This window comes from Pseudomonas plecoglossicida NBRC 103162 = DSM 15088 (assembly GCF_000730665.1).
Classification (GTDB): Bacteria; Pseudomonadota; Gammaproteobacteria; order Pseudomonadales; family Pseudomonadaceae; genus Aquipseudomonas; species Aquipseudomonas plecoglossicida.
In genome coordinates this window covers 46,848-67,940 of record NZ_BBIV01000013.1, presented here as the reverse complement: position 1 = coordinate 67,940, position 21,093 = coordinate 46,848, and the positions used below count along the sequence as shown (strand labels likewise).

17 protein-coding genes are annotated in these 21,093 nt (G+C 57.3%); all 17 read right to left on the bottom strand.

Annotated elements, in window-relative coordinates; all coding sequences use genetic code 11:
* Positions 1-54: 54 nt before the first annotated feature.
* On the bottom strand, positions 55-672 hold the full coding sequence (gene tssJ, locus PPL01S_RS09925; RefSeq protein WP_016394457.1) for a type VI secretion system lipoprotein TssJ: 618 nt from the start codon (positions 670-672) through the stop codon (positions 55-57).
* A complete protein-coding gene (locus PPL01S_RS09920) occupies positions 669-1,076 on the bottom strand; it encodes a DUF4150 domain-containing protein (RefSeq protein WP_016394458.1) in 408 nt (135 codons plus the stop codon). Before PPL01S_RS09920 ends, tssJ begins: the two co-directional genes overlap by 4 nt.
* Positions 1,077-1,085: 9 nt before the next feature.
* Positions 1,086-1,733, bottom strand: coding sequence for a DUF3540 domain-containing protein (locus PPL01S_RS09915; RefSeq protein ID WP_016394459.1), 648 nt, complete (start codon positions 1,731-1,733; stop codon positions 1,086-1,088).
* Between the two features lie 12 nt (positions 1,734-1,745).
* The gene (locus tag PPL01S_RS09910; protein ID WP_016394460.1) at positions 1,746-2,690 is read right to left on the bottom strand and encodes a pentapeptide repeat-containing protein; all 945 of its coding nucleotides are present in this window, start codon (positions 2,688-2,690) and stop codon (positions 1,746-1,748) included.
* A complete protein-coding gene (locus PPL01S_RS09905) occupies positions 2,683-5,304 on the bottom strand; it encodes a DUF2169 family type VI secretion system accessory protein (protein ID WP_028625648.1) in 2,622 nt (873 codons plus the stop codon). Before PPL01S_RS09905 ends, PPL01S_RS09910 begins: the two co-directional genes overlap by 8 nt.
* 30 nt (positions 5,305-5,334) lie before the next feature.
* Positions 5,335-7,827 (bottom strand): type VI secretion system Vgr family protein, encoded by a 2,493-nt coding sequence (locus tag PPL01S_RS09900; protein WP_016394463.1) that lies wholly within the window; start codon positions 7,825-7,827, stop codon positions 5,335-5,337.
* Positions 7,828-7,859: 32 nt separating this feature from the next.
* Complete coding sequence (tssH, locus tag PPL01S_RS09895; RefSeq protein WP_081663600.1) at positions 7,860-10,595, bottom strand: type VI secretion system ATPase TssH; 2,736 nt, start codon at positions 10,593-10,595, stop codon at positions 7,860-7,862.
* Positions 10,592-11,602, bottom strand: coding sequence for a type VI secretion system baseplate subunit TssG (gene tssG, locus PPL01S_RS09890; RefSeq protein WP_028625649.1), 1,011 nt, complete (start codon positions 11,600-11,602; stop codon positions 10,592-10,594). Before tssG ends, tssH begins: the two co-directional genes overlap by 4 nt.
* Positions 11,566-13,281: a type VI secretion system baseplate subunit TssF gene (gene tssF / locus PPL01S_RS09885; protein ID WP_016394467.1), complete on the bottom strand. Its 1,716-nt coding sequence runs from the start codon at positions 13,279-13,281 to the stop codon at positions 11,566-11,568. The genes tssG and tssF overlap by 37 nt, the downstream gene beginning before the upstream one ends.
* Positions 13,282-13,284: 3 nt before the next feature.
* On the bottom strand, positions 13,285-13,704 hold the full coding sequence (gene tssE / locus PPL01S_RS09880; RefSeq protein WP_016394468.1) for a type VI secretion system baseplate subunit TssE: 420 nt from the start codon (positions 13,702-13,704) through the stop codon (positions 13,285-13,287).
* Positions 13,705-13,758: 54 nt separating this feature from the next.
* Positions 13,759-14,244, bottom strand: coding sequence for a type VI secretion system tube protein TssD (gene tssD, locus PPL01S_RS09875; protein ID WP_016394469.1), 486 nt, complete (start codon positions 14,242-14,244; stop codon positions 13,759-13,761).
* A 124-nt stretch (positions 14,245-14,368) separates the two neighbouring features.
* Entirely contained in the window at positions 14,369-15,853 is a 1,485-nt protein-coding gene (gene tssC, locus PPL01S_RS09870; protein WP_016394470.1) for a type VI secretion system contractile sheath large subunit, read from the bottom strand.
* Positions 15,846-16,355 (bottom strand): type VI secretion system contractile sheath small subunit, encoded by a 510-nt coding sequence (gene tssB / locus PPL01S_RS09865; protein WP_016394471.1) that lies wholly within the window; start codon positions 16,353-16,355, stop codon positions 15,846-15,848. Before tssB ends, tssC begins: the two co-directional genes overlap by 8 nt.
* 83 nt (positions 16,356-16,438) lie before the next feature.
* A complete protein-coding gene (gene tssA / locus PPL01S_RS09860; RefSeq protein ID WP_248694076.1) occupies positions 16,439-18,028 on the bottom strand; it encodes a type VI secretion system protein TssA in 1,590 nt (529 codons plus the stop codon).
* Positions 18,029-18,691: 663 nt separating this feature from the next.
* Complete coding sequence (locus PPL01S_RS09855) at positions 18,692-19,387, bottom strand: YopD family type III secretion system translocon subunit (protein WP_028625651.1); 696 nt, start codon at positions 19,385-19,387, stop codon at positions 18,692-18,694.
* Positions 19,387-20,604 carry a type III secretion system translocon subunit SseC family protein gene (gene sctE / locus PPL01S_RS09850; RefSeq protein WP_016394475.1) on the bottom strand — a complete coding sequence of 406 codons (1,218 nt, stop codon included), beginning with the start codon at positions 20,602-20,604 and terminating at the stop codon, positions 19,387-19,389. The genes PPL01S_RS09855 and sctE overlap by 1 nt, the downstream gene beginning before the upstream one ends.
* Positions 20,601-21,089, bottom strand: coding sequence for a SycD/LcrH family type III secretion system chaperone (locus PPL01S_RS09845; protein WP_016394476.1), 489 nt, complete (start codon positions 21,087-21,089; stop codon positions 20,601-20,603). Before PPL01S_RS09845 ends, sctE begins: the two co-directional genes overlap by 4 nt.
* Between the last annotated feature and the right edge of the window lie 4 nt (positions 21,090-21,093).

Here is a 21,093-nt window from a genome sequence, read left to right as displayed (position 1 = left end):
AAGTTTCCGGTATTGCCGAAGCAGCAGAAAATTGCTCACAAGAGGCGCGGATGATTACTGCCCCTCGCCGGACAGGCGAACTTCGCCTTCCCTGGGCTGAATGGGCGTCGGTGCTGACAGGCCACTTTGCGAACCTCGCAGCAAGCCATCAGCCCCCACCCACAGATCGATCGCAATGGGTTGTGGGCTGGCCTGCCAGGTTCTACTGAAAAAACCACTTGAGGTGACATCGACACCAATCTGGTACAGCTTCGCACTGCGCGCGGGGTCAAGATGCGCGTAGCCGGCGGCGATGCCGACCATCCGTGTGCCCTCCAGGCGCGGCAAAGTGATCCGCTGATTCTCACCTGGTTGAAGGAACACTCGCGTCAGGCCCACCATCCCCTCGGGAGCACTTTCTGAAAGCAACAAGTTGCTCAGTTGCTGTGAACTTCCAACACTATTGGCAAACACATTGTTTTGCTCGAGCTGAGCCACGACTACCAGCAGGCTATGGGCTTGCCCATCGTACTGGTTGAGATCAGGAACAACGGTAAAGTCCAGTTCAATGGCACCTTCGGCGTAACTCCATTTGAGGTCGTTGAGCGCTTGCTGTTCAGGCGTAAGCCCCTTGCTCGAACAACCTGTCAGGAGCAGCACCGCCATGACTGCCCCATAGATGCTATGGGTCATCCAAGCACCATGACTTGCGTCTGGCTTGGCGCACTGACCAGTCCCATCGTATTGGGCGGAGAGCCGTTGTGGGTGGTCTGGCAGGTCACTCGAACGGCGGGCTTTCCGCCAACCTTGACCTGCAGGCTGCCGTTGACGAAGGTCATCTCCCCCATGATCTTGGCGCTCACGACCCCTCCCCCGACACCGGCCTGATCACCGTTGGTGGTCGTCACCTTGCTCATCTGGTTCATCGCTGGCATGCCTGCAACCAAGACATCCCGCACCAGGCCTCCCGGATCTGCCATGCTGGTGTCGGCGAGATTGGGATAGGGCACCGGTATCTGCCCTGCAGGGTTCGGCGTCTGGCAGACATCCGGGGCGGTGGAATTTGCCTTGGCCCCTCCGCTATTGAGCATGAACATCGCGAACACCTACCCCAGGTTGATACGTGGACCGCGCAGTGTGACGCTCACCTGCGAAAGCAGATCCACTGTCTCGCCACGCAGGCTGAAGTCTTTGCTCACGCGCTGGCGCACAGACCCTGCGCTCAACTCTTCGTGGCCTTGGACATGTCGTCGGCTATCACCGTACTCGGCACGATGACGAATAACCTGCTGGTGCTGATGCAGGGAATTGTCGTGACGTTCAAGCCAGCAGCTATCAGCGCGTTCACCACTGATGCGCAAGTTCCCGCAGACGACCTGGGCCTGATCGACCAGCGATGTCACAGCATGCGCTTGCACGGCCAGTGTCGGGCCGGCGTTGAGCGCGAGTCCATCACGGGCCTCGATGCTCAATGCACCGCTGGGCAGGCTCACGCGCAGATCTCCCGCGATACGCAGCTCCCCAACCTGTGCCTGGCCGCGTTCCAGAACACTAAGAATGAAGCCTTCGTCACCTGCCAGCGAAACCAGAACACAATCACCAACAGCAGGTTGCAGCAGGCAACCGACTGCGGGCTTCAACCAGTAGCGATGCCCTTCGCCGCTGACCATGCCGAAACGGTGCCCGTCGAAGGCGTTGATCCGCGCATGGCACAGCCTAACCGGGCCATTGCGAACGGGCTGAGCATCATTCATACATTTAACTCCTTACAAAGTCGGGACCCAGCTCAACGCCGCCTGACGCTCTCGGTCAGCAGGGCATACCGCCTCACAGTTGCTGTGGTGCCAGGAACAATCGCTCAGCTCAGCGCCATTGAAGTCGGCACCCGCCAAGTCCGCAGCCATAAACGAGGCGTGACAAAGCTGCGCACCATCAAAACTGGCGTATCGCAAAAAAGCCTCGTCAAACGAACTGGAGGCAAGGTTCGCCCCTGCAAAGTTGCTGCCTTCCAGGTGGGCCTGGGTAAAATTTGCAAATGGCATTTGCGCCCGGGTGAACAGACACTGCGTAAACCGAGCCAGATTGAAGTTCAGGCCTTCTCCCTGGCTGAGATAAAGGGACGTCATCGTCGCGACGGCCTGTGAAAAATCAACACCGTTGAAGGTACATTCCTCAAGCGCGCAGTTCTGCAGCATAGAAGCCGTAAATTTTGCGTTTTCAAGACGGCAAGCATTGAAACGCGCTTGTATATAGGTCGCGTCAACGCCCAGGAGCGCAGCCAGCACGCAGCCCCCCCATTGACAGCGAGTCATTGTCGAGCGCTGCAGATCAAGGCAGGAGAACTGGCCTTCAATGACTTCCAAGCCTTCCAGGCGCGCGCCTACCAAACGTGTCGAGTCTCCGACGCAGCGCAACCACCGCCCGTGATCAAGGCTTGCGCCAGCAAAGTCGGCTTGGTCAAGTTTGCAATCGCTCAGGTACCAGTTCAGCGCTGTGCAGTTGCTGAAATTCGCTTGAGAAAGATCACAGGAAATCCATGTGCAATGCTCGAACCGAGCGCCCTCCAGGTTGGCCCCGCGAAGGCTCACCCGCTCCAGACGCACGTTGTCCAGCACGATGTCGGTTAAATCCGCACCGCTCAGATCCAGGTCGCATACAAGCGGTTGGGATAACAATTCTCTGAGTTGCGCAGCCTTGGCGGTATCAGGCACGGGCAAGATCCTCCCGTATCCGGCAGCGCGTCAGCAATGCATGATCAAGTCGAACCTGCGTACCACGCACGGCATCGGTAAACGCCGCATGCAAGTTGCTACCGCTGAGGTCCACGCCATCAAGCGTTACCTTGCGCAAGCTGGCCTCCATGAGATTTGCACCGAGCCAACAGGCACGCGTGAGATCACTCCCGGTGAAATCCGCACCGCGGGCGCTCAAGCGATTGCCATTGCTTGCACTCAGGTCGCAAAGGCTGAACAACGCACGGTCAAGACAAGCACCGCGCAAACTCGCCCCTGTTAGACTCGCGCCATCAAGACTTGCATTGGACAGGTTGGCCTGATCGAAGCAGGCAGCGGACAGCCGGCTCATCTGATCGACGCGCAGGTCATTCAAATTGGCACCGCGAGCACTGATCCTTTGCCCACTGAGCGCAGACCACAACGTGCTTTGCAGATTTGCACCATCGATATTCAAGGCGTGAGCAGTACAGCTCTGCCACTGGCTGCCGACCAGGCTTGCCTGCTGTGCGCAGACAGCATCAAGCACGCAGCTCAGCAAGCGTACGCCATGCAACTGCGCCTCGGTGAAGTTCGCCATGCGAAATACACAACCGGAAAATTGCCCGTCGGTAAGCTGTACTTTGGCCAGGCTTGCCTCGGCGAAACTTGAGTCCTCGGCATACCCAACGTTGATCGACGCGCCGTCGAACAGCCCCCTCTCCAGATCACAGCGCTGGAAAAACGCGCCATCAAGGCACGCCCGCTGCAGGCGCACCTCATTCATGGCGCAATCGATAAACACACACTCGCGCAAATCTGCCGCAGTCAGGGTGCAACCCTGCAACTGACAGCCCTCGAACTGGCTAGTGCGCAAATCAGCATTGCTCAAGTCGAGTGCAGACAAGTCAAGGTTTACAAATCGCTGCCCCGCCAATGAGTTACCCGCCTGGTAAACCGCCTGGACCCGCTCACGAGTCCAGTCGGCAGGCACCTGCACTTCACCTTGCGGCGCGGTCGTCGCAGCGGGGGTAATGGCCGCCAGTTCCTCTCGTGCCGCATCAACCTTGGAGCGGATCTCTGCCTCCAGTTCATTGGCGCGAAGCAAACCGGCCGCCAGACTGGCGCGCAATGCTGCCTGCTCCGCGGGGAGATGCTGCGTGACGTCGTCTAGGTCCATAGCAGCCAATGGCACCCCATCCACAGCCATGGCCTGTACCTGCTGCAACTGAGCTTCCAGGCCAGCAGCGCCAACCAGGCGCGCTGCCTGCTCGTTCGCCTGGATCTGCGCCTGGGCCACGGCCGTGCGAATGCTCGCCTCATGAGAAACCGCATCGAAAGGTGTGCTCGAGGTGTCTTTGATTTGCGCCACCATACCCGCAATATCGGGGCGCGACGGTGGTTTGAACGACGCAGGATCAAAGGCCACACCTAGCTTCGCGGTCAGTGCCTTCACGGCATCCACAGCTTGCGTAAAACCGTTGGCCACTTCGTCATAAACACGGTCGGCCGCTGCCTGCGCCACGCTGGCCAGTGCGGGTACATCACACGCTGGCATGGCCTCTGGGTCGATCTGCTCGTCGATCTGCACCTCGTCCGCACCGGGACTGACCCACAGATGTCGGACCCATGCCTGACCCGAGACGACTGGATCGTCGGCCAACTCGCAAACCAGCCCCAGAGCAGTGATATCGGTCGCGTCCGGATCCCGAACCGGTATTTGTACTCGATAGAGCAACAGCAGCCGCTGGGCATCGGGGAACAGCCAAATGGTGTCCAAATCCAGATGCGCTTCTTCAACCGAATCCGGGCGCTCCTGGAACTCGACGAACAACCGCGGCCGATGGCCCGGCAGGCACCCCTCAAGGCGCGGCAGATGCGGATGCATACCCGTCACGGACCACGCCTCATCGCCACGCCAGTACTGGTCATGGCATTGGTCCTGGGCCACCTCATCGAACCAGCGTGGGTCTACATCCAGCGGCGGCCAAGGCGCACGGTGGGCGGTCCATTGCGCATCCAGCGTTCCCAGAAAACCGGCGCGCGCGGCACTGTAAGGTGGCAATGGCAGGAAAGTGGCGGGCGCGGGCTGGTCGGCAGGATGCAGTGCCGGGCACCCCGCGGCCTCGATAGGCGCCACGACGCTGCCCTCGAATGCCTTGGGATCGAGCTGATACCCCTGACCGATGGGGTTGTCGGCATACATCTCGCCCCCGAAGGTATTCTCCAGGGTCAGAGGCAGCGACTCGAGCCTTCCCTTCGCCACAGCGCGCCAACCTAAAAGATGCTTGTTCCACGAACGCGGAGGGAACGCATGCAAGCACTTGTGCCTGGCCCCTACCTGGACCCGGACTTCCATACCCGCACCCTGGGCATCGTTCAGCGCATACGCCTGGCCGTGAACGGCAAAGGTCCCCGTGCGTTTCTTCAGGCCGCGATCAAACGCCTGGCCTGCAAAACGCTGCGTTACCCACACCCAAGCGTCTTCGGTGGCAAACACCTCACCAGTGTCGCTGTCCACCAGCAAGCCAACAGTGACCACCAGGCATTCTGATTCAGGTGACCGATAGCGAGCGGTCAGCAGCAGACCTTTACCATCAATTTTATGTTGCATTCACTTGGCCCCTGCCCTGTGCGTGTTTCGTCATAACAGCGGATTGAGCAGCACGGCGGCCATGCGCGGTGCCTGAGCAACCTCGCCGGCGACTACGCCCGCCGCATGCACAACACCACTGGCAATACCCGCGGCCGTCTGCACCGTGCCCTTGGTTACCATCGACGCCTTCACCACCTCCTCGCCGACCATCAACTCTGGCGCCATGGGTTGGGCCAAGTTGGTCTTGCCGGCGTTCAGCGTGCCTGCGTTCACTTTCGGTGAGCCCACCGAGTCCCCGGCTTTGAGCTTTTTGGCCACAGCACAATTGGCGGCGCAGAAGACGTCACCGTCCACCGTCAATTTGCCCGTGACACGCACGTCGGACTTCAACGTCAGGACAGAGGAGGAGCCGATCACGATGCCTGCTGGCGTCAACGTGATTTCATGTGAACCGCAGCTGATGTTGACCAAGGCCGCACCGCTGATCTTGAGCGTGGCGGCAGTCATGGAGCGCGTCACCGAAGTCTCCATCAGGGCAACGTTCTCCTCTCGCTTGGCCACCGCGATTTCCTCCTCGGCCGCGATCAGGCGGGTGTGACCCAACTCGATGGACCGGGTGCCTGGGTTGATTACCAACGTGGTTTTAGGGCCGAGGATGTTCAAATCCAGCGTTTTCAGGCGGCCGTTGATCTGCGTTTTGGAAATACCCGCCGAGACTTCGGTTTCAACCATCGCGGTCTTGAGCTCGGTAGACACCGTGTCTGCCCTCAAGGTCGGGATGAAACTGCCCCAGTTCTTGCCAGCCCAGGTCGAGCTTGCCAATTCCGAGGAAGGCACACTGCCATTGACGCCGATCGTCAGCGAATAAATGCCAGGCACTGCCTGATGATGTGAGGAAGATGAAAACTGCAGATGCGCATCGGTATTCAACCGCGCACCACAGACATCCCCATGACCTAGGGTCAGCGTGCTGTTGCCGGCGGGTGCGCCAAGCTTGAGCAGCCCAGCGGACGAACTGTCGTCCATGGCCAAGTAGTGTCCACCCGCAGTGGAAATGCCACTTTGTGTCGAGTTCCCCTCGTTCACCATGTTGGCGTTTTCCGAATTCGGCACACTGCCAATGATGATTGGCCTATCGGGATCACCGCCCAAGAACGAGACCAAAACCTCCGTTCCCTTGAGCAAAGGAAAATGCATACCATGCCCGCTGCCACTGGAGGGACTCGCCAGGCGTAACCATGCGGAGCCGCGGGTTGCTTTTGCCTCACCACGTATGAAGGGAAAGCTGACCTTGTAACGCCCATGTTTGTCGAGCAATGGCCGGCTCGAATCGCCATCGCCGTCGACGACTGCACTGATCACCCCCTGTACATAGGGCCGAGGCGTTACGCAGGGGCTACGGAACTGTACGTCGTCCGGCAAGGCAATGAACCGCGTGCTGAAAACAAAATCGCCTTGGGTGTCATGCCTTACAGCAGCGTGTCCTCGCAACGGTTGCTGACCCTCGTGCTTGACCTCGATCACCTGGTAAAGGCTGTTGAAAGCCGGCTGGGGATGATCCGACAATTGCATCGGATACCCCGCACGCAAACCACAGGCTTGGCCCGAACCATGAAATTCCCGATGGCGGCAGCCCATGGCCTGGGCTCGCCGTGTCGCCAGCCACTCACCCTCTTTGTTGGAGCCGAAGTGCTCCCCGAACAGCCGATAGTCACCCTGAAAAGCGGCTGAGGCGCTAGCGGACGCCGCAGTGGCGACCGAAGCGGACGCACGCAGTCGCAGATGCGCCCCCGCCCCGGAAAAGTCCTGCAGAGTAACCTTCTGGGTGCGGTTGACCATCTGCCGGTTGAACGTTTGGGCTACCGCCCCCTTTACATCGGTCGCCAGTCCGCTATGCACCGGGCGGTAACCGACGGCCACCGGCTTTTGCGGCTGATATCGGCGCTCTGCGCACAACACCAACGCCTCATGGCTGTCATGCTGCTCGAAAAAATAATAAACACCGTAGTACTCCAGCAGCCGTGAAAGAAACGCAAAGCTGGTTTCTTCGAACTGGCAGGTAAAGCTCACCGGGCGCTGCACGATGTCATCCGACCCTAACCGAATGTCAAAATCGTACTGAGCACCTGGGCTGCCCCCCCGGCCGCTGCCTTCGTTGACCATGCCAATTTCTTTGAGAACCAGACGAATCAGGTCCGCAAGGCTCTTGTCTAACCAGATTTCGGAAAAGCAATACTGGCGCAACAACGCCACGCGCGGTTCCAATACTGCGCGGTAATAGGAAAACTGAGCATCACTGTCCAGCTGCATCACTTCCGTGACGATACCGTGGTAGCGATGCGGTAAGCCTTGCTTGTCTAACAGCGTGAAACACGCTGGTTTCCCAAGCATCTTCTCCTCATTCAGCGATGGATCAGGCGTGGCCAGAAAAATTTCAAAACGATAAAGTTTCGACAAGGCTTCCTCACCCTGCCATTTAAAGACCTGCAGGTCTTTTTTTTGCAATGCGCTACTACTGAAACTACAAGTAAGAGTATCCATCGGCACGCTCTATAATCTTCCTATCCATGCGATCAGACGGGCGTCACTGTCTCTGCATTTGCTGCAGGGCTAGCGGTGACAACGCCTGCATTGTCGGCCTCCACAACAACCGGATCGACGCGCTCGACAGCCGTGATCAACCACTCGCCCGTCGGGCTCACTGCAACCGTCAGCGTGCACAGCGGTCGCTGCTGCGCAATGGCCGCCAACAGGGCCTCGGAAAGCCGCGGGGTGAGACTTTTACGCAAGATGTAATCGATATTGCGCGCACCACTTTCCACTTCCGTACAGCGCTCGGCAATGACCGTGGCGACCTCTTCGGCGAAGCTCAGGTTGACCCGCGATGTCCACCAAAGGCGTTCGGTCAGACGCGCCAACTTCAGCCGCACAATCTCTTCCAATTGCGCGCCCGCCAGGGTGAAATAGGGCACAATCGTCATTCGCGCCAATAATGCAGGCTTGAAGTATTGAGACAGCCGTGGGCGAACATGCTCGACCAGCGCTTCCGCGTCTGGACGTGCGCCTGCGCAACGCGCTTGAATTTCATCACTGGCCAAGTTGCTGGTCAGCAGAATCACGGTGTTTCTGAAGTCGATCTGCCGCCCCTCGCCATCTGTCAAAAAGCCCTTGTCGAATACCTGGTAGAAAATATTCACTACTTCCAAGTGCGCCTTTTCCACTTCATCCAGCAACACGACCGAATAAGGGCGTTTGCGCACGGCTTCGGTCAACATGCCACCCTCGCCGAAACCGACATACCCTGCAGGCGAACCGACCAAACGGCTGACGGTGTGCTTTTCTTGATACTCGCTCATGTTCACGGTAATCAACGCCTGCTCGCCGCCGAACAATTGCTCTGCCAGCGCCAGCGCTGTTTCGGTCTTGCCGACTCCCGAGGGCCCGACCAGCAAGAAGACCCCCAACGGCTGCTGAGGGTCACGCAAGCCCGATTGGGCAACTTTAATGACCTCGGCAATCTGCTCCACGGCGGCTTCCTGGCCGCAGATACGCTGCTTGAGGTGGCTGGCCAGCGCCAGCAGGCCATCAGAGGCATCACGCTGAACCTTACCTAACGGTATCCCCGTCCAGTCCGAGACCACCTGGGCAATCGTGTCGGGACCGACCTCGGTAAAGAGCAAAGGCTCGTCGCCCTGCAACGTCGCCAGTGCATCGCGAGCCTGTTCGAGCTCCATCTGGTGTGCGTCGAGCGAGCCCAGCGCTGTGCTGCCGTCACCGGCCTGCTTGAGCGTTGCGAGGTTGGTGCGCGCCTCCAGCACCCGCATCGCCGCCTGCCGTTCATTGGCCCAGCGCGCCTCCAGAGCATCCACAGCCCCCTCAATGTGCGCTTGCTCATCGGCTATGGTTTCCAGGCGCTGAGGTTCGATCGGGAAGCCGTCGGCCTGGTCCCGCTCCAACGCCGCCCGTTCACGCATCAGGCCCGAAAGCTGTCGCTCCAGACGTTCCAGTTGCGCAGGTTTGATACCAAGGCCAATGCGCACGCGGGCACTGGCCGTATCGAGCAGGTCCACCGCCTTGTCCGGTAGCAACCGGCCGGTGATGTATCGATCGGACAACTCAGCCGCCGCAACGATGGCATCATCACGCACGCTGACCCCATGGACCTTTTCATAATGCCCTTTGAGCCCTCGCAGAATGTGCACTGCAGTGCCGACACTGGGCTCATCCAGCTTGACCAGCTGAAAGCGTCTGGCCAGCGCCGGGTCCTTCTCGAAATACTTTTTATATTCCGACCAGGTTGTTGCGGCGATGGTGCGCAGTTCACCACGGGCCAACGCAGGCTTGAGCAGGTTGGCCGCATCCGAGCCACCCGCCGCCCCGCCTGCGCCGATCAACATGTGTGCTTCATCGATAAACAAGACCACCGGTGTGGTCGAGGCCTTGATCTCCTCAATGACACCACGCAGACGGTTTTCGAACTCACCCTTGACGCTGGCGCCTGCCTCAAGTGCCCCCAGATCCAGGCTGAGCAGGCGTGTGCCCTGGAGAAACGCCGGCACGTTGCCCTCATTGATCAACAGCGCCAAGCCCTCGACCACTGCCGACTTGCCAACACCCGGCTCACCCACTGCAATAGGGTTGTTCTTGCGACGACGCGCGAGAATATCGATCATCTGACGCACTTCGTCATCGCGCCCGAAGACGGGGTCGATTTTCCCCTGCCGGGCCTTCTCGGTAAGGTCTTCGCAAAAGCGTGCGATTTGGTTTTCTGCGACAGCGCCCTCGACAGGGTTGGCGGCCCCGGCCGCACTGTGCAAAATGTCCAAGGGCCCTTCGCTTGAGCTGGCCACCAGCGCGGCGAATTCGGCGGTCAACGCGTCTACGGAAATGCGTTTGAACACTGCACTGTAACGAGCACCGGCGGTGTAGTAGCTTGCGCGCGACACCAGCGCCAACAGCAGCGATCCGCCGCGGATACGTCCACAGCCCAAAACCAGCGAGCTGATCAACCAGGCATCCTGCACCCACTCGGTCAGCAAACTTGCGAATACCGGACGCCCGGGGTTACCACTCTTGAGTTGGGCCAGGCTGTCATCCAGCAGCGCTCGCAGATGCGCAGGATCTATTTCAAAACGGCCGAGGATCCGCCAAACATCTGCATCGCGCTCCTCAAGCATTTGGCGAAGCATATGGTCGATAGATATTTCATAATGGCCACGAGCCATTGTCATGCCAGCCGCATTTTCCAGCACTTTGACCGCATAACTGTTGAGTTTTGCGAAAAGCGGTTTTAGTTCAACTTGAATCATGACCTGGCCCCTGTGCCGGATAGCGACCGATTTTCAGTGCTCAACATAAAACTGACCTCATCTTTAACGTGTGTCCCGCCAAGCCAGGTATTACGACCTAAGCGGTGGCGATGCGCGCCCAGTACAACAATTTGACGCTCCACGGCATTGACGCAAATGACCAAGCGCACCCGTAGAGACGCCTGCAGATACAAGAACACTGTCTGCTGCAGTTTTTTGAATAGCGCTTGACCCGGCAGCAACTGATGAAAGCGCTCGGCGCACAATGGGCCAACTCGAATCTCCAGCGCGCCACGTCGATCGACCACCTCAACGCCGATAACAGAGTCCTCACCGAGCACACCACACTGCACGCCGAGATAAGTTCGCGCGGGCTCATCGATGGCCACAGGCATTTCAACGCACGGCACTACTTCGACCGATTTATCGTCCAGCACTGCCCTGAGCAATTGTTGCAACCCCAACGCCGAGCGCGGATATTGGTTGAACAAACCGGCGTAACGCAGCAAATCGATCGATTGTGCGCGAACAGTGGAGCCGGCCCCCGCCAACCCGAGCAACGCGTGCAAGTAATGCAGGCTTTTACCCCCGGGACGCTCGCTGATTGCACTCCAGATGCGGTGCTTTTGCCAGGCCCGAAACTGCAAGGGATATAACGCGGCATGCAAGATATCGAGGAAGTCCCGACCGGCCGACGTGCCTTGCAGTTGCTCGTCAATCAAGTCTTCCGTGTAGAATGTCGGCAACGGTGACGTCACGCCGTAGAGGCCAAAAAAGTTAGCGTCTATTCGATAACGACCGTCGTCGCTGCGGTGTGTCCTTTCCATATCGCGCTGGGGAAACCCCAAGCTTAAATGCGCACGAATACGCACATTATCAAAGAAGGTTTGTTCACTTGGAAAACGCAAGCGCAATAGGCGAAGGAATTGAAAAAAACCATGCTCGCGGCCGTTGCGCAGCAGCGGGTCATTCAAAGAATCCGCTGCTTGCCTATCTTTGCCGGCCATTTCAACGTCTCATAGGTAACACTGTCGAAAAGAATAAAAGCGGTAAAACAATTTATTGCAGCGCAGCCAGCGAAGAACTCATCGAGCAAGCAACCAAACAGATAAAGGCTGCCGTTGTTGCTGAAATGATCCCCCCGGCAGTCAACCCGAACGACGCTACCATCGACGGGCAGTCCGCGAATGAACCGTCGCTCGGTGCTCACCGACACGTTTTCAATTGAATCGATGAGTCGCTGGTTGCCATCTTGAACATGCTCGCCCAGCGTGGGCAGGTACAGTGACAACAATGCTTTCAGGTAACCGCAATCAGCCAAACGAAAGTGATTGGTATTGAGTTGCGACAGCACTCGCCATAGCAACCTTGAATCGAACCTTGGCGGCTGGAACGGCGTAATACCTCGAATGTTCTTGAACTCAAGCCTTGGCGGCGCGTTATCACCCGGTTGGCTTAGATCCCCCAGCCGCAAGTTCTCCGCCAACTTGCCATTGGTGCACAATAGCCCGGCAGACAAGGTGACTTCACTGAGGTCGGCGTCGACGCTGTAAGGAAGGCTCAGGTAATGGTCATAGCCGTGCACGTCAACGCTCGATGCGCGAATGGTGAGGTGGTAGACATCACGCGCGGCAAAAGCGTCGAACGGTTTGAGCCGCTTTTCGATGCCACTGGCGGTGTAGCAATCGACCTTCGTCACCGAATGAATACGTACACTCACGCGCTGCCCATGATCAATCGGTTGCACCCGGTACTCGGGATAGCGATGGTCCACTTTTATCGGGTGCGCCTCATGCTCGAACAAATTCACTGCCGGCGTTACCCCGAGCATGAAACTGTTGGCGCTCACCCCTGGCGCCCACTCGGGCACACTGTCGAACGTCAGGCGCACGCTGAAGGTACCGTCGTCACCACGGGCTCGCCACTGTGTAAACCCGGAAAGCTCCATGAATAGAAACTTTTCTGGCAGCGCGAAATACTCTTGCAGGTATCGATACGCCGGATGCGCATTATCCGGAAACGGCAACAGGCCCTTGTCGTCGTCAAAACCCACTGCACGCAGATGGTCAGGCGTTAACTGCGTCAATGGCTGACCCGCCGCGAAAATAGAAACATTCCGCAAATGAAGTTGTAACAATCGCAGCAGCTTGGCGGCCTCGGCCAAACCATCACCTAAATACAGCATCAGGCTATCCGCCGCCCAAAGGCTGGGGTTGGCGGTGGTGAACCGAAAATCCAGAACCAAGCTGCGCGCCTCGCCGCTGGAACCGTCCCAGCGAGTGCTCACGAGCTGCACAGGCTGCAAATCGACCGCCAGCGTGCTGCGAAAGCGTAAGCGCTGGCCATCTACCGGCACCGATGTGACTTCGCAACCAGCGGCCACCTGCATGGGCTCCTCCAACGGCATGCGCGGCTGGAGCTGCACCAAGGTCATGCAGGGCAACGGTTGCAGGTAATGCGGGTAAAGCAACTGGGCCAACGGCTGAACGAACTCGGAAAAATCATCATCCAAACGTTGGTGCACCATGCCGGTCAGGAACGCCACACCTTCAAGTAGCCGTTCGACATCCGGGTCGCTGGCAGCATCTGCGCCCAGCAATGGGGCCAACGCGGGGTTGGCATGGGAGAACTCGTCAGCCAGCTGGCGTAGACGTCCCAGTTCACTTTGATAATAGCGATTGAGCATGACTTAGCGCATCGACAGCGAAACACGGCCATCCGAAGACACTCGGGTGGCAAGATGTAAGGGCATATCGCGATCGTTGATCGAAACGACCCCGCTAAGGCTAAAGCTCAGCGATAGCACTTCCTGAGCATCTTCCCCCATGACAATGCGCGGTGACTTCAGCCGGGGTTCATAGCGTGCGACCATGCGGGTAATGTTTTCGATCATTTGAGACGTCTCGCCTGTAACAAAAGAACCTGCAAGGTTTGTAAAATCGGGAACACCAAATTCCGGGTCGATCAAAACAGTACCCTGGCGCGTATTAAGTATGCGTTGCAGGTGCTGTAGAATTGATTGCGTCAACACCTCTACTTCGCTCACACCCGAGCGCTGTTGAGAGGTTTCGGATATCACGATTCGCTCTAGCAGCCGCCTATCGCGCATTGCCCTTCCCCCTGAAAAGCCACCGCCCAACTGGGCAGTGGCCACTAGCCGTTTTTACGTTCGATTGCGAATATCATCAACCGTTGAAATACCACCATCAACCCATGTATCAGTAGTGACCTTACAGTTAAAAGTAATACGCTCCATATGCCCTGACAACGCGTCCTCATTCGACGCACCACTATCCAGAAACTCTTGACGGTTAGAGATTACTCCACCCTGAAGTTTTTTGGTGTAAAAGACCTCCTCTACGCCCTTCTTTTTATTGATCCACATATATTCCAGCAGCACCTCACAAGCCTCACCCTTATTAAATGCCTGAATCAACAGCGGCGTAGCCGGATCGAGCTCTTTGACCACGGTGACACCCTTATGCTGACGCTGGGAAACCGCTGTACCGGTTTGCTGGTGCACCTTAACTTCGGACTCGCTAACCACCTCAAACACTCGAATTTTTTCTTTATGACCCTCTTCTTCGACCCCCCCTTTAAACTGCCCTTGTGCCGCGCCAGTTACGGTCATATAAATAGGAAATGCCATGTGTCAACCCTCTTGATTTTAGTTTATTGCAACCACTGAAAAGCCTGTAACAGCCAAGCCATATAAGAATTGCCCTACAAGAAACCATTCGCCCTTGAGGCCATGTGACGACCCGTCAGGACACTCAAGACTTATCGAGCTTCCCGACCAAAGACAATGTAAAAGATGCACCCATGTACTTGAAATGAGGGCGAACTTTCAAGCTAACCCGATACCAACCCGGATCACCATCCACATCGCTCACGATGACCTGCGCCTGGCGCAAAGGACGCTGGCTGCGGACGTCCGCAACGGGGTTATCCATGTCTGCCACGTATTGGCGAATCCACGTATTGAGCTCGGACTCAAGATCACCTCGCTCTTTCCAGGTACCAATATTTTCGCGCTGAATAACTTTGATATAGTGAGCCAGGCGGCTGACCACAAAAATATAAGGCAACTGTGTACCCAGCTTATAATTGAGCTCAGCGGCCTTGCCTTCTTTATCACCACCGAAATATTTTGGTTTCTGGCACGAGTTCGCGGAAAAGAACGCCGCGTTATCCGAATTTTTACGCATGGTCAAGCCGATGAAACCTTGCTCCGCCAGCTCAAACTCTCGACGTTCGGAGATCAGCACTTGCGTTGGGATCTTGGTCTGAATTTCACCCATGGCATCGAAGTTGTAAATCGGTAAATCACCGACCGCACCACCGCCCTGTGGGCCAATGACGTTGGCACACCAACGGTATCGGGCGAAACTGTCAGACAAGCGACTGGCAAAAGCAAAGGCGGCGTTACCCCACAAGAAGTCGTCGTTGCCGCCACTCACGTTCTCCGTGTAACAGAACGTCTTACTGGGTACCGTATTCTCCGCGTAAGGTGTACGCAGCAGGAAATTAGGCAGCGTCAACCCGACAAAGCGCGAATCATCGCTCTCCCGAAATGCATTCCACTTGATGTACTGAGGGCCTTCGAACATCGCCTTCAGGTCTTTCAGATTGGGCAACTCGGAAAAGCTGTCGACGCCAAAGAACTGTGGGCCCGCTGCTGCGATAAACGGTGCGTGTGCCATGGCACCGAGGGCAGCAGCATATTGCAAAAGCTTGATGTCCTGCTGACCTGGGCCGAACGAATAGTTGGCGATGATCGAACCGATCGGTTGCCCGCCAAACTGACCAAACTCAGCACTGTACACCGACTTGTACAAACCCGAACGGGTAATCTCTGGCGCATCCTCAAAGTCCTCCAGCAGCTTCTGCTTGGACACATTGAGAATTTCCAATTTATTGTTTTCACGAAAATCCGTGCGATCGACCAAAAACTTCAAAGAGCGCCACGCCGACTCCAACGTCTGAAATTGTCGGTCGTGCAGAATCGCATCCACCTGACGGCAGAGCTTGGCATCGATACCGGCAATCATCTCATCGATCAAACCCGCACTGACTTTCTCTGTTTGCCGTGCCGGCTCCAGCAACTCCGCCACGAACGCCTCGAGCCCTTGACGGGTAACCGCGTACGCCTCATCGTCAGGCTTGATACGGGCAGCCTCGACCAATTGATCGAGCAAGGTACCCGACTCACTCAGTTGTTCAGTGGCCGCCGTCGCTTCTGTTTGCGCCTCACTCATTAGGTTGTTCTCCTTGCGCTACGCCCAACTCCGCCAGCAAACGCTCGCGCGAACCCTCATCGCTGACCAGACCTTGCAGCTGCTTACGAAACTCCGGCAAGTTCCCCAGCGGGCCTTTCAGCGCCTTCAACGAGTTACGCAACGCAATAAGCATTTGAAGTTCTGGCACTTGGGCAACAACTGAATCGGGTTCGAAATCGCTTAGCGACTCAAACTGCAAACGAACAGGCAGACACTCGTCTTCGCTGACGCTTTCGCAAAGACGGTTAGGCACTGCCATTTCCAGCGTCAAGCCTTGCGCCTTCATGACTTCGCCAAAGTTGTCTTTGTCGACACGAATAGGTTTGATGTCTTCAACCGGCGTGCTGTCTTCCTTCAGCGTAAAGTCACCCACTACCAGCTGCTTGAGCGGCAGCTCGACCTGCTCTTTGGCATCGCCGATATCAGGCTTATATACAATGTTTACACGCTCTTTGGGCGCAACCGAACCGTCACTCGCCATGAGATATCACCCACATTAAAGTACTGCGCAACGCAGCAAAAAAATAGAATTGAAGAAACTTGCCGCCCTGCACATCCAGAGCATTATCCTTGCGACGCTATCCCTCCATGGGTCAAGCGCCAGAAGGCCGGCAAGTCCATTGCCACCAATTGTTCACTGCCCAAGGCCCTGAAGCCGCCTTCACGGTATTGCAGCGTCAACTCCAGCAATGGCCGAAGCAACTCAGGCTCCCAACGGTCCACGCCCCGCTCCAGGGCCTCCTGAATGATTACATCCAGCACCAACCGTAGTTGCGGCTTCGGGTCGAAACGGTGCAGCAGCTCACACTGAGCACGGCGCAGGCGAAAACGATCACGACCAGTGCTGAGCCCTCCCAAATGCACATGCAATGATTGCAATGCACTGTCAAGGCGCCCCATTACCGCCTCAGCGCCGGCCTCGTCGATCATCGCCCCGATGGCGTCACCCCGCTCAGCCTGCACGGGAGCAGGGGATATCGCCTCCAACCAGCTCAGTGTGGCACCGTCGGCGAATGGCACACCCGATGCGAACTTCAACTCGGCCAACCCAGGGAGGCGCGCCATCAAATGCCGCACCTCCAAGACGACGCTGGCCGCGGCTGACCCTCCGTCCGGGCCTAACTCCAACAGCGCCGCATGGCACACGCGATTTAGCTCAAGCCAATAGGGATAGGTCAGTAAGCGAGACTCGCAAAACTGCACAATGGCCAACGCCGACCCCGCTGACCGTATCGCGGCAAAGGCCTTTACCTGAGAATTCGGTGGCGGCGGAATACGCGTGATGCTCTGCTGCGCCGGAGGCTCCGCCTCCAACGTCACCCAAGCCACTTGTCGATTTATCCGAAACAACATTGCCGGCGGGTAGTCGCCCTGAAGGCCCAATGGGATCAAGGCCCCCAATGAGTGCAAGCCCTCCTCTATGGCTCGCACAACCCCTTTCGCATCCATATTCTCGGGATGCACACGCACAAGTTCAGGCGCTGGCGCTGGGGCCGAGATCGGCTCATTGCACTGCAAGGGCATCTGCTCATCCCCAGACAGAGCCGATGAGGGCTCTGCCGCCGGCGATGCCACCACGAGGCACTCTTGCTCAACCGGCAGGCTCGCCAAACAGCGTCGCAAGCGAAAGAATCCCGGCGACTGGGCATCACGCTCAGACCAGATCTCTTCAAGGGCATCCCAGTCCGCCAGAAGCCCTTCGATACATTCCGGCATCACAGGATCGCTACCTTTACTCAACGCGCGATCCAACCAATCGAGCATCCACTCGATCTGGCCGCGGCGTGCACGTACACGCGCCTCTGGCGGAGTAAGTTCAGCCCAATAGTGCTGCAACAAATCGCGCAGCACTCGGACTCCGGAACGCAAGCCTGTTACACCATGCAACGAATACCAAGCGCATAACAACCACACAGCTGCGCCGAGATCCTTACCCTCCTCACGCAGCACACTGACACACGAGGTGGATACTTTCACCCAATCGACTGCCTCACGCGCATTAATGTTATTGAGCTTTTCAACTTCTGCTTGCGCCAGTAGATAAGCCGCCCCCTCGCGCGCATCGACACCTGCTGCCGATGGGCCCGCAATCGCGACCCGGCCAACTTCATCATCCAATAACATACAGCCGCCTTGGTGCAGTTCATTAAGCAAGTTCGAACCGGAACCTGCAATTTGAATAACTCAAGACTAAAGACCAACCGACCCGCACGCTATCAGTATCGGCCCAATGATTATCAAACACACAAAAAGTAACCAATGGGAGGGCGCTACTACAGAGGGCGGGTACCGCTGCCATTACAGTTAGGGAAACAAGGCAGTGGACGCAAAACCATGACGGCGTCTTCATCCGGCGAAACCACCATAGAATTCACCGCCTGCTCTGGGCCTCCCTGTCGCAAGGACAAACTGCCGATCAAGGTCAAGCGCTGAGGCGAACCTTCACCGAGCCGAAAGCTGAACCGCAATGGCAGGATATCGATGCAGTACCGTTGCCGTGCAACCTCTCGAAGCCCACCATCACGCTCTTCATAAAGCCGCAAAGTAAGATGTGCCGTACGCGTGAGTGGCCCAGGGAGAACGACACGCCCGGCAACCTCTGGCCTCAAGGGAACCGATACACAACCAACCAGCCAAAACACACAGCAGTACAAAGCGAATTTCACCCAGCACCCTAAAATATTCGTCTTCAGCAACGTGCCCTTATACCCGTCGCATGCTTTTATGCAGCCATATCAGGGTAACCGCTAGTAAGGCACAAACCTTCCCACAAAAGCTGACGCCCAGTCCGCGCATGGCGGCTGGGCGTCTGAATCCCTAGATACGACCTGCGGCCTGGTAACCGCTAAGTTCGATCTTGGCAGCTTCCTTCAAAAGTTCTACTGACTCTTGCCAGCTGCGCTCGAGATCACGCACATACTCGGCACTTTTATCTGCGCGCCGCTGCGTACTCGTAGCGCTGTATTCTTCCTCCTGCACCTGCGCCTGCGCTAACTCGCCATGATATTGAACAGCCCCATTGATCACCGGTGTGACCGCCCCCAGAGCAGTGTTGCTGTGTTTCACTACACTGGCGCCAGTCGATACAGGACCCGCCACTTTAGCCAATGGATCTACCTTGGGCCCTGTAACCGCACCCATGATACCTTGCCCAGCTGCAAGCGCTGCCTGGAGTGCCCCCATCACTAATGGGCCAATTTTAAAACTCGCCGCCTTTTTCATCGTGGCTACTTTTTCAAGCTGCGCCAGCATTGCACTCTTGTTATCAATATCTCTTTGCGCAATGCCATTTTCCCGAAGCTCACGCAAGATTTTGCGCAACAAAGCACCACTCGACCGGTCTGCGCTGTCAGTACCGCGAGGCCAATCCAAATGGCCACTCGCCTCAACATGCTTGAGCGCGTCGAGCGGCGCAGCCTGATTGGCAGTCGCGGCCCGCTCCTGGTTGAAGACCGGGCTGACATCCTCAACAACAGTGTTCGTGTGTTTATCTACAGGACCTAGGCCACCCATCAGACACCCCCTGGTACATTATTCATTCGATTGAACACGCGCTCCTGCGTCTCCGCGTTATCTCTCAACATTCCCAGCATCGAGTCCAGTGCATCCTCCAAGGCCTTGTTGCTGGGTGCATACGCCTCTACCAAGCGCCTGACAAGCGCTTCGCCCGCATCGAGCTCCGCACGGGCTTGTGCCGTGTCAGCCTCTGTGCTAGCGAGCTTATAGTCCATGACAGACGCAGCGAGCTTTGAAGCCCCACCACCAACATCTGCAACAAGTTTAGGGGCAGAGGTCGCCACCTTGACGCCTGTGCTTACGCTCTTGCCAGCAACGTCGAACGCTTTCGTAGCCAAGTTTGCCGCTTTGGTTGCTTTTTGCGACAGGCTGGCGGCAAGCTCCCCTACCGTCCCACCCACCTCGGTCGCAACCTTGCTCGCGACTTTTGCAACAGCCCCTGCCGCCGAGGCCCCCAGGGTCACGACCAGAGAAGCCACGGCGACCAATATCTCCACTGCCATCATCACCGGCCCGAGAGCCTCCATGGCCTTTTTGCTGATCAACCCGTCCTGGGCAGCTTGCTGTAATGCGTTGGAAACAATGCCGACCACCCCGCCGGCGATCATCAGCGCGCCAGCCGCAGCGCCCACGCCGGTGGCGCACATGACGATGCCGACAATCACCGAGGCAATCGCCCCGATCCAGCCAAAGATCTTCGCCGCCAGGCCCGACTTCTTCGCTTCCTTGGCGGCATTGAGGGACTCCGCCATCTTGTCCTGGTTCTGCTGAATCCTCTCGATATTTTCGGAGCGGGCTTGGAGAATGCGCTCTCGGTCAATCTTCGACTTGTCGGTAATGATGGTTGCAAGCAGCGCCTGCAATTCCAAATCGGCTGCGTCTGGCGAGAGGCGCCCAGTTTCCTTTGCCACCAGCAAACCAGCAGCTTGCGATAAATCTTTAACAATAGGCTCAATAAGCTCAGAGCGCTCAAACAGGGCACCGAGAGCAGCTTCAAGTTGTTTTGTCGCCTCGGCGCTCAACGAACCATTCAACGCCTGCGGCAACGGCAATGCCGGTGCTACGTCAACAGAGCCCATAACGCCCAGCTGCCCGGGCGTCGCGCTAATGGTGACTACCGCATCTGCCTGGTTCGGAGACTCAGTAACCCGCGACACATCAAGCAACCCGACATCTGCCGGCATTACAGTAACATCCGATTGAATGGGCTTCATCGTTCAATGCTCCTCAGTGATACAGCCTCCAACATACCCTCCGCCCGCCGGGCCAACGCGGAATACTTCGCATCTGCCGAAGCCAAGAGTCCTGCCGAATAAAAACCGCTCTCAGCAGCCTCCAAATCATCAAGCTGCAACTGACACTCACCGGCGTAAAACGGAAAGCGCGGGTCTTTGATGTCAATCAAAGCGCCATAGGTATAACTCTCTATCGCAGCCTGGAACATGCCGAGTTGCTGTCGACACGCCCCAAGCCCGAGAAAGAACCGCGTATCGTAATGATCGAGTGCACACAAACCTTGAAACAAGGTATGGGCCTCGCGCCACTTGCCTACCTGGTAGTGATTGAAGGCAAGTGAATACATCTGATCAAGGCTGTCCTGCGAGATGCCTTTAAGCATTGCGAACGTCCCACCCTCCCGAAGGAACAACTCCAGGGCGTCCTCCTCTTCCTCTGCCTGAGACCCACCTAAAATATCCATCCTT

Coding starts and splice junctions, on each gene's coding strand:
- tssJ (WP_016394457.1), bottom strand. CDS start 672: ATGACCCATAGCATCTATGGGGCAGTCATGGCGGTGCTGCTCCTGACA.
- PPL01S_RS09920 (WP_016394458.1), bottom strand. CDS start 1,076: ATGTTCATGCTCAATAGCGGAGGGGCCAAGGCAAATTCCACCGCCCCG.
- PPL01S_RS09915 (WP_016394459.1), bottom strand. CDS start 1,733: ATGAATGATGCTCAGCCCGTTCGCAATGGCCCGGTTAGGCTGTGCCAT.
- PPL01S_RS09905 (WP_028625648.1), bottom strand. CDS start 5,304: ATGCAACATAAAATTGATGGTAAAGGTCTGCTGCTGACCGCTCGCTAT.
- PPL01S_RS09900 (WP_016394463.1), bottom strand. CDS start 7,827: ATGGATACTCTTACTTGTAGTTTCAGTAGTAGCGCATTGCAAAAAAAA.
- tssH (WP_081663600.1), bottom strand. CDS start 10,595: ATGATTCAAGTTGAACTAAAACCGCTTTTCGCAAAACTCAACAGTTAT.
- tssG (WP_028625649.1), bottom strand. CDS start 11,602: ATGGCCGGCAAAGATAGGCAAGCAGCGGATTCTTTGAATGACCCGCTG.
- tssF (WP_016394467.1), bottom strand. CDS start 13,281: ATGCTCAATCGCTATTATCAAAGTGAACTGGGACGTCTACGCCAGCTG.
- tssE (WP_016394468.1), bottom strand. CDS start 13,704: ATGCGCGATAGGCGGCTGCTAGAGCGAATCGTGATATCCGAAACCTCT.
- tssD (WP_016394469.1), bottom strand. CDS start 14,244: ATGGCATTTCCTATTTATATGACCGTAACTGGCGCGGCACAAGGGCAG.
- tssC (WP_016394470.1), bottom strand. CDS start 15,853: ATGAGTGAGGCGCAAACAGAAGCGACGGCGGCCACTGAACAACTGAGT.
- tssB (WP_016394471.1), bottom strand. CDS start 16,355: ATGGCGAGTGACGGTTCGGTTGCGCCCAAAGAGCGTGTAAACATTGTA.
- PPL01S_RS09855 (WP_028625651.1), bottom strand. CDS start 19,387: ATGGGTGGCCTAGGTCCTGTAGATAAACACACGAACACTGTTGTTGAG.
- sctE (WP_016394475.1), bottom strand. CDS start 20,604: ATGAAGCCCATTCAATCGGATGTTACTGTAATGCCGGCAGATGTCGGG.
- PPL01S_RS09845 (WP_016394476.1), bottom strand. CDS start 21,089: ATGGATATTTTAGGTGGGTCTCAGGCAGAGGAAGAGGAGGACGCCCTG.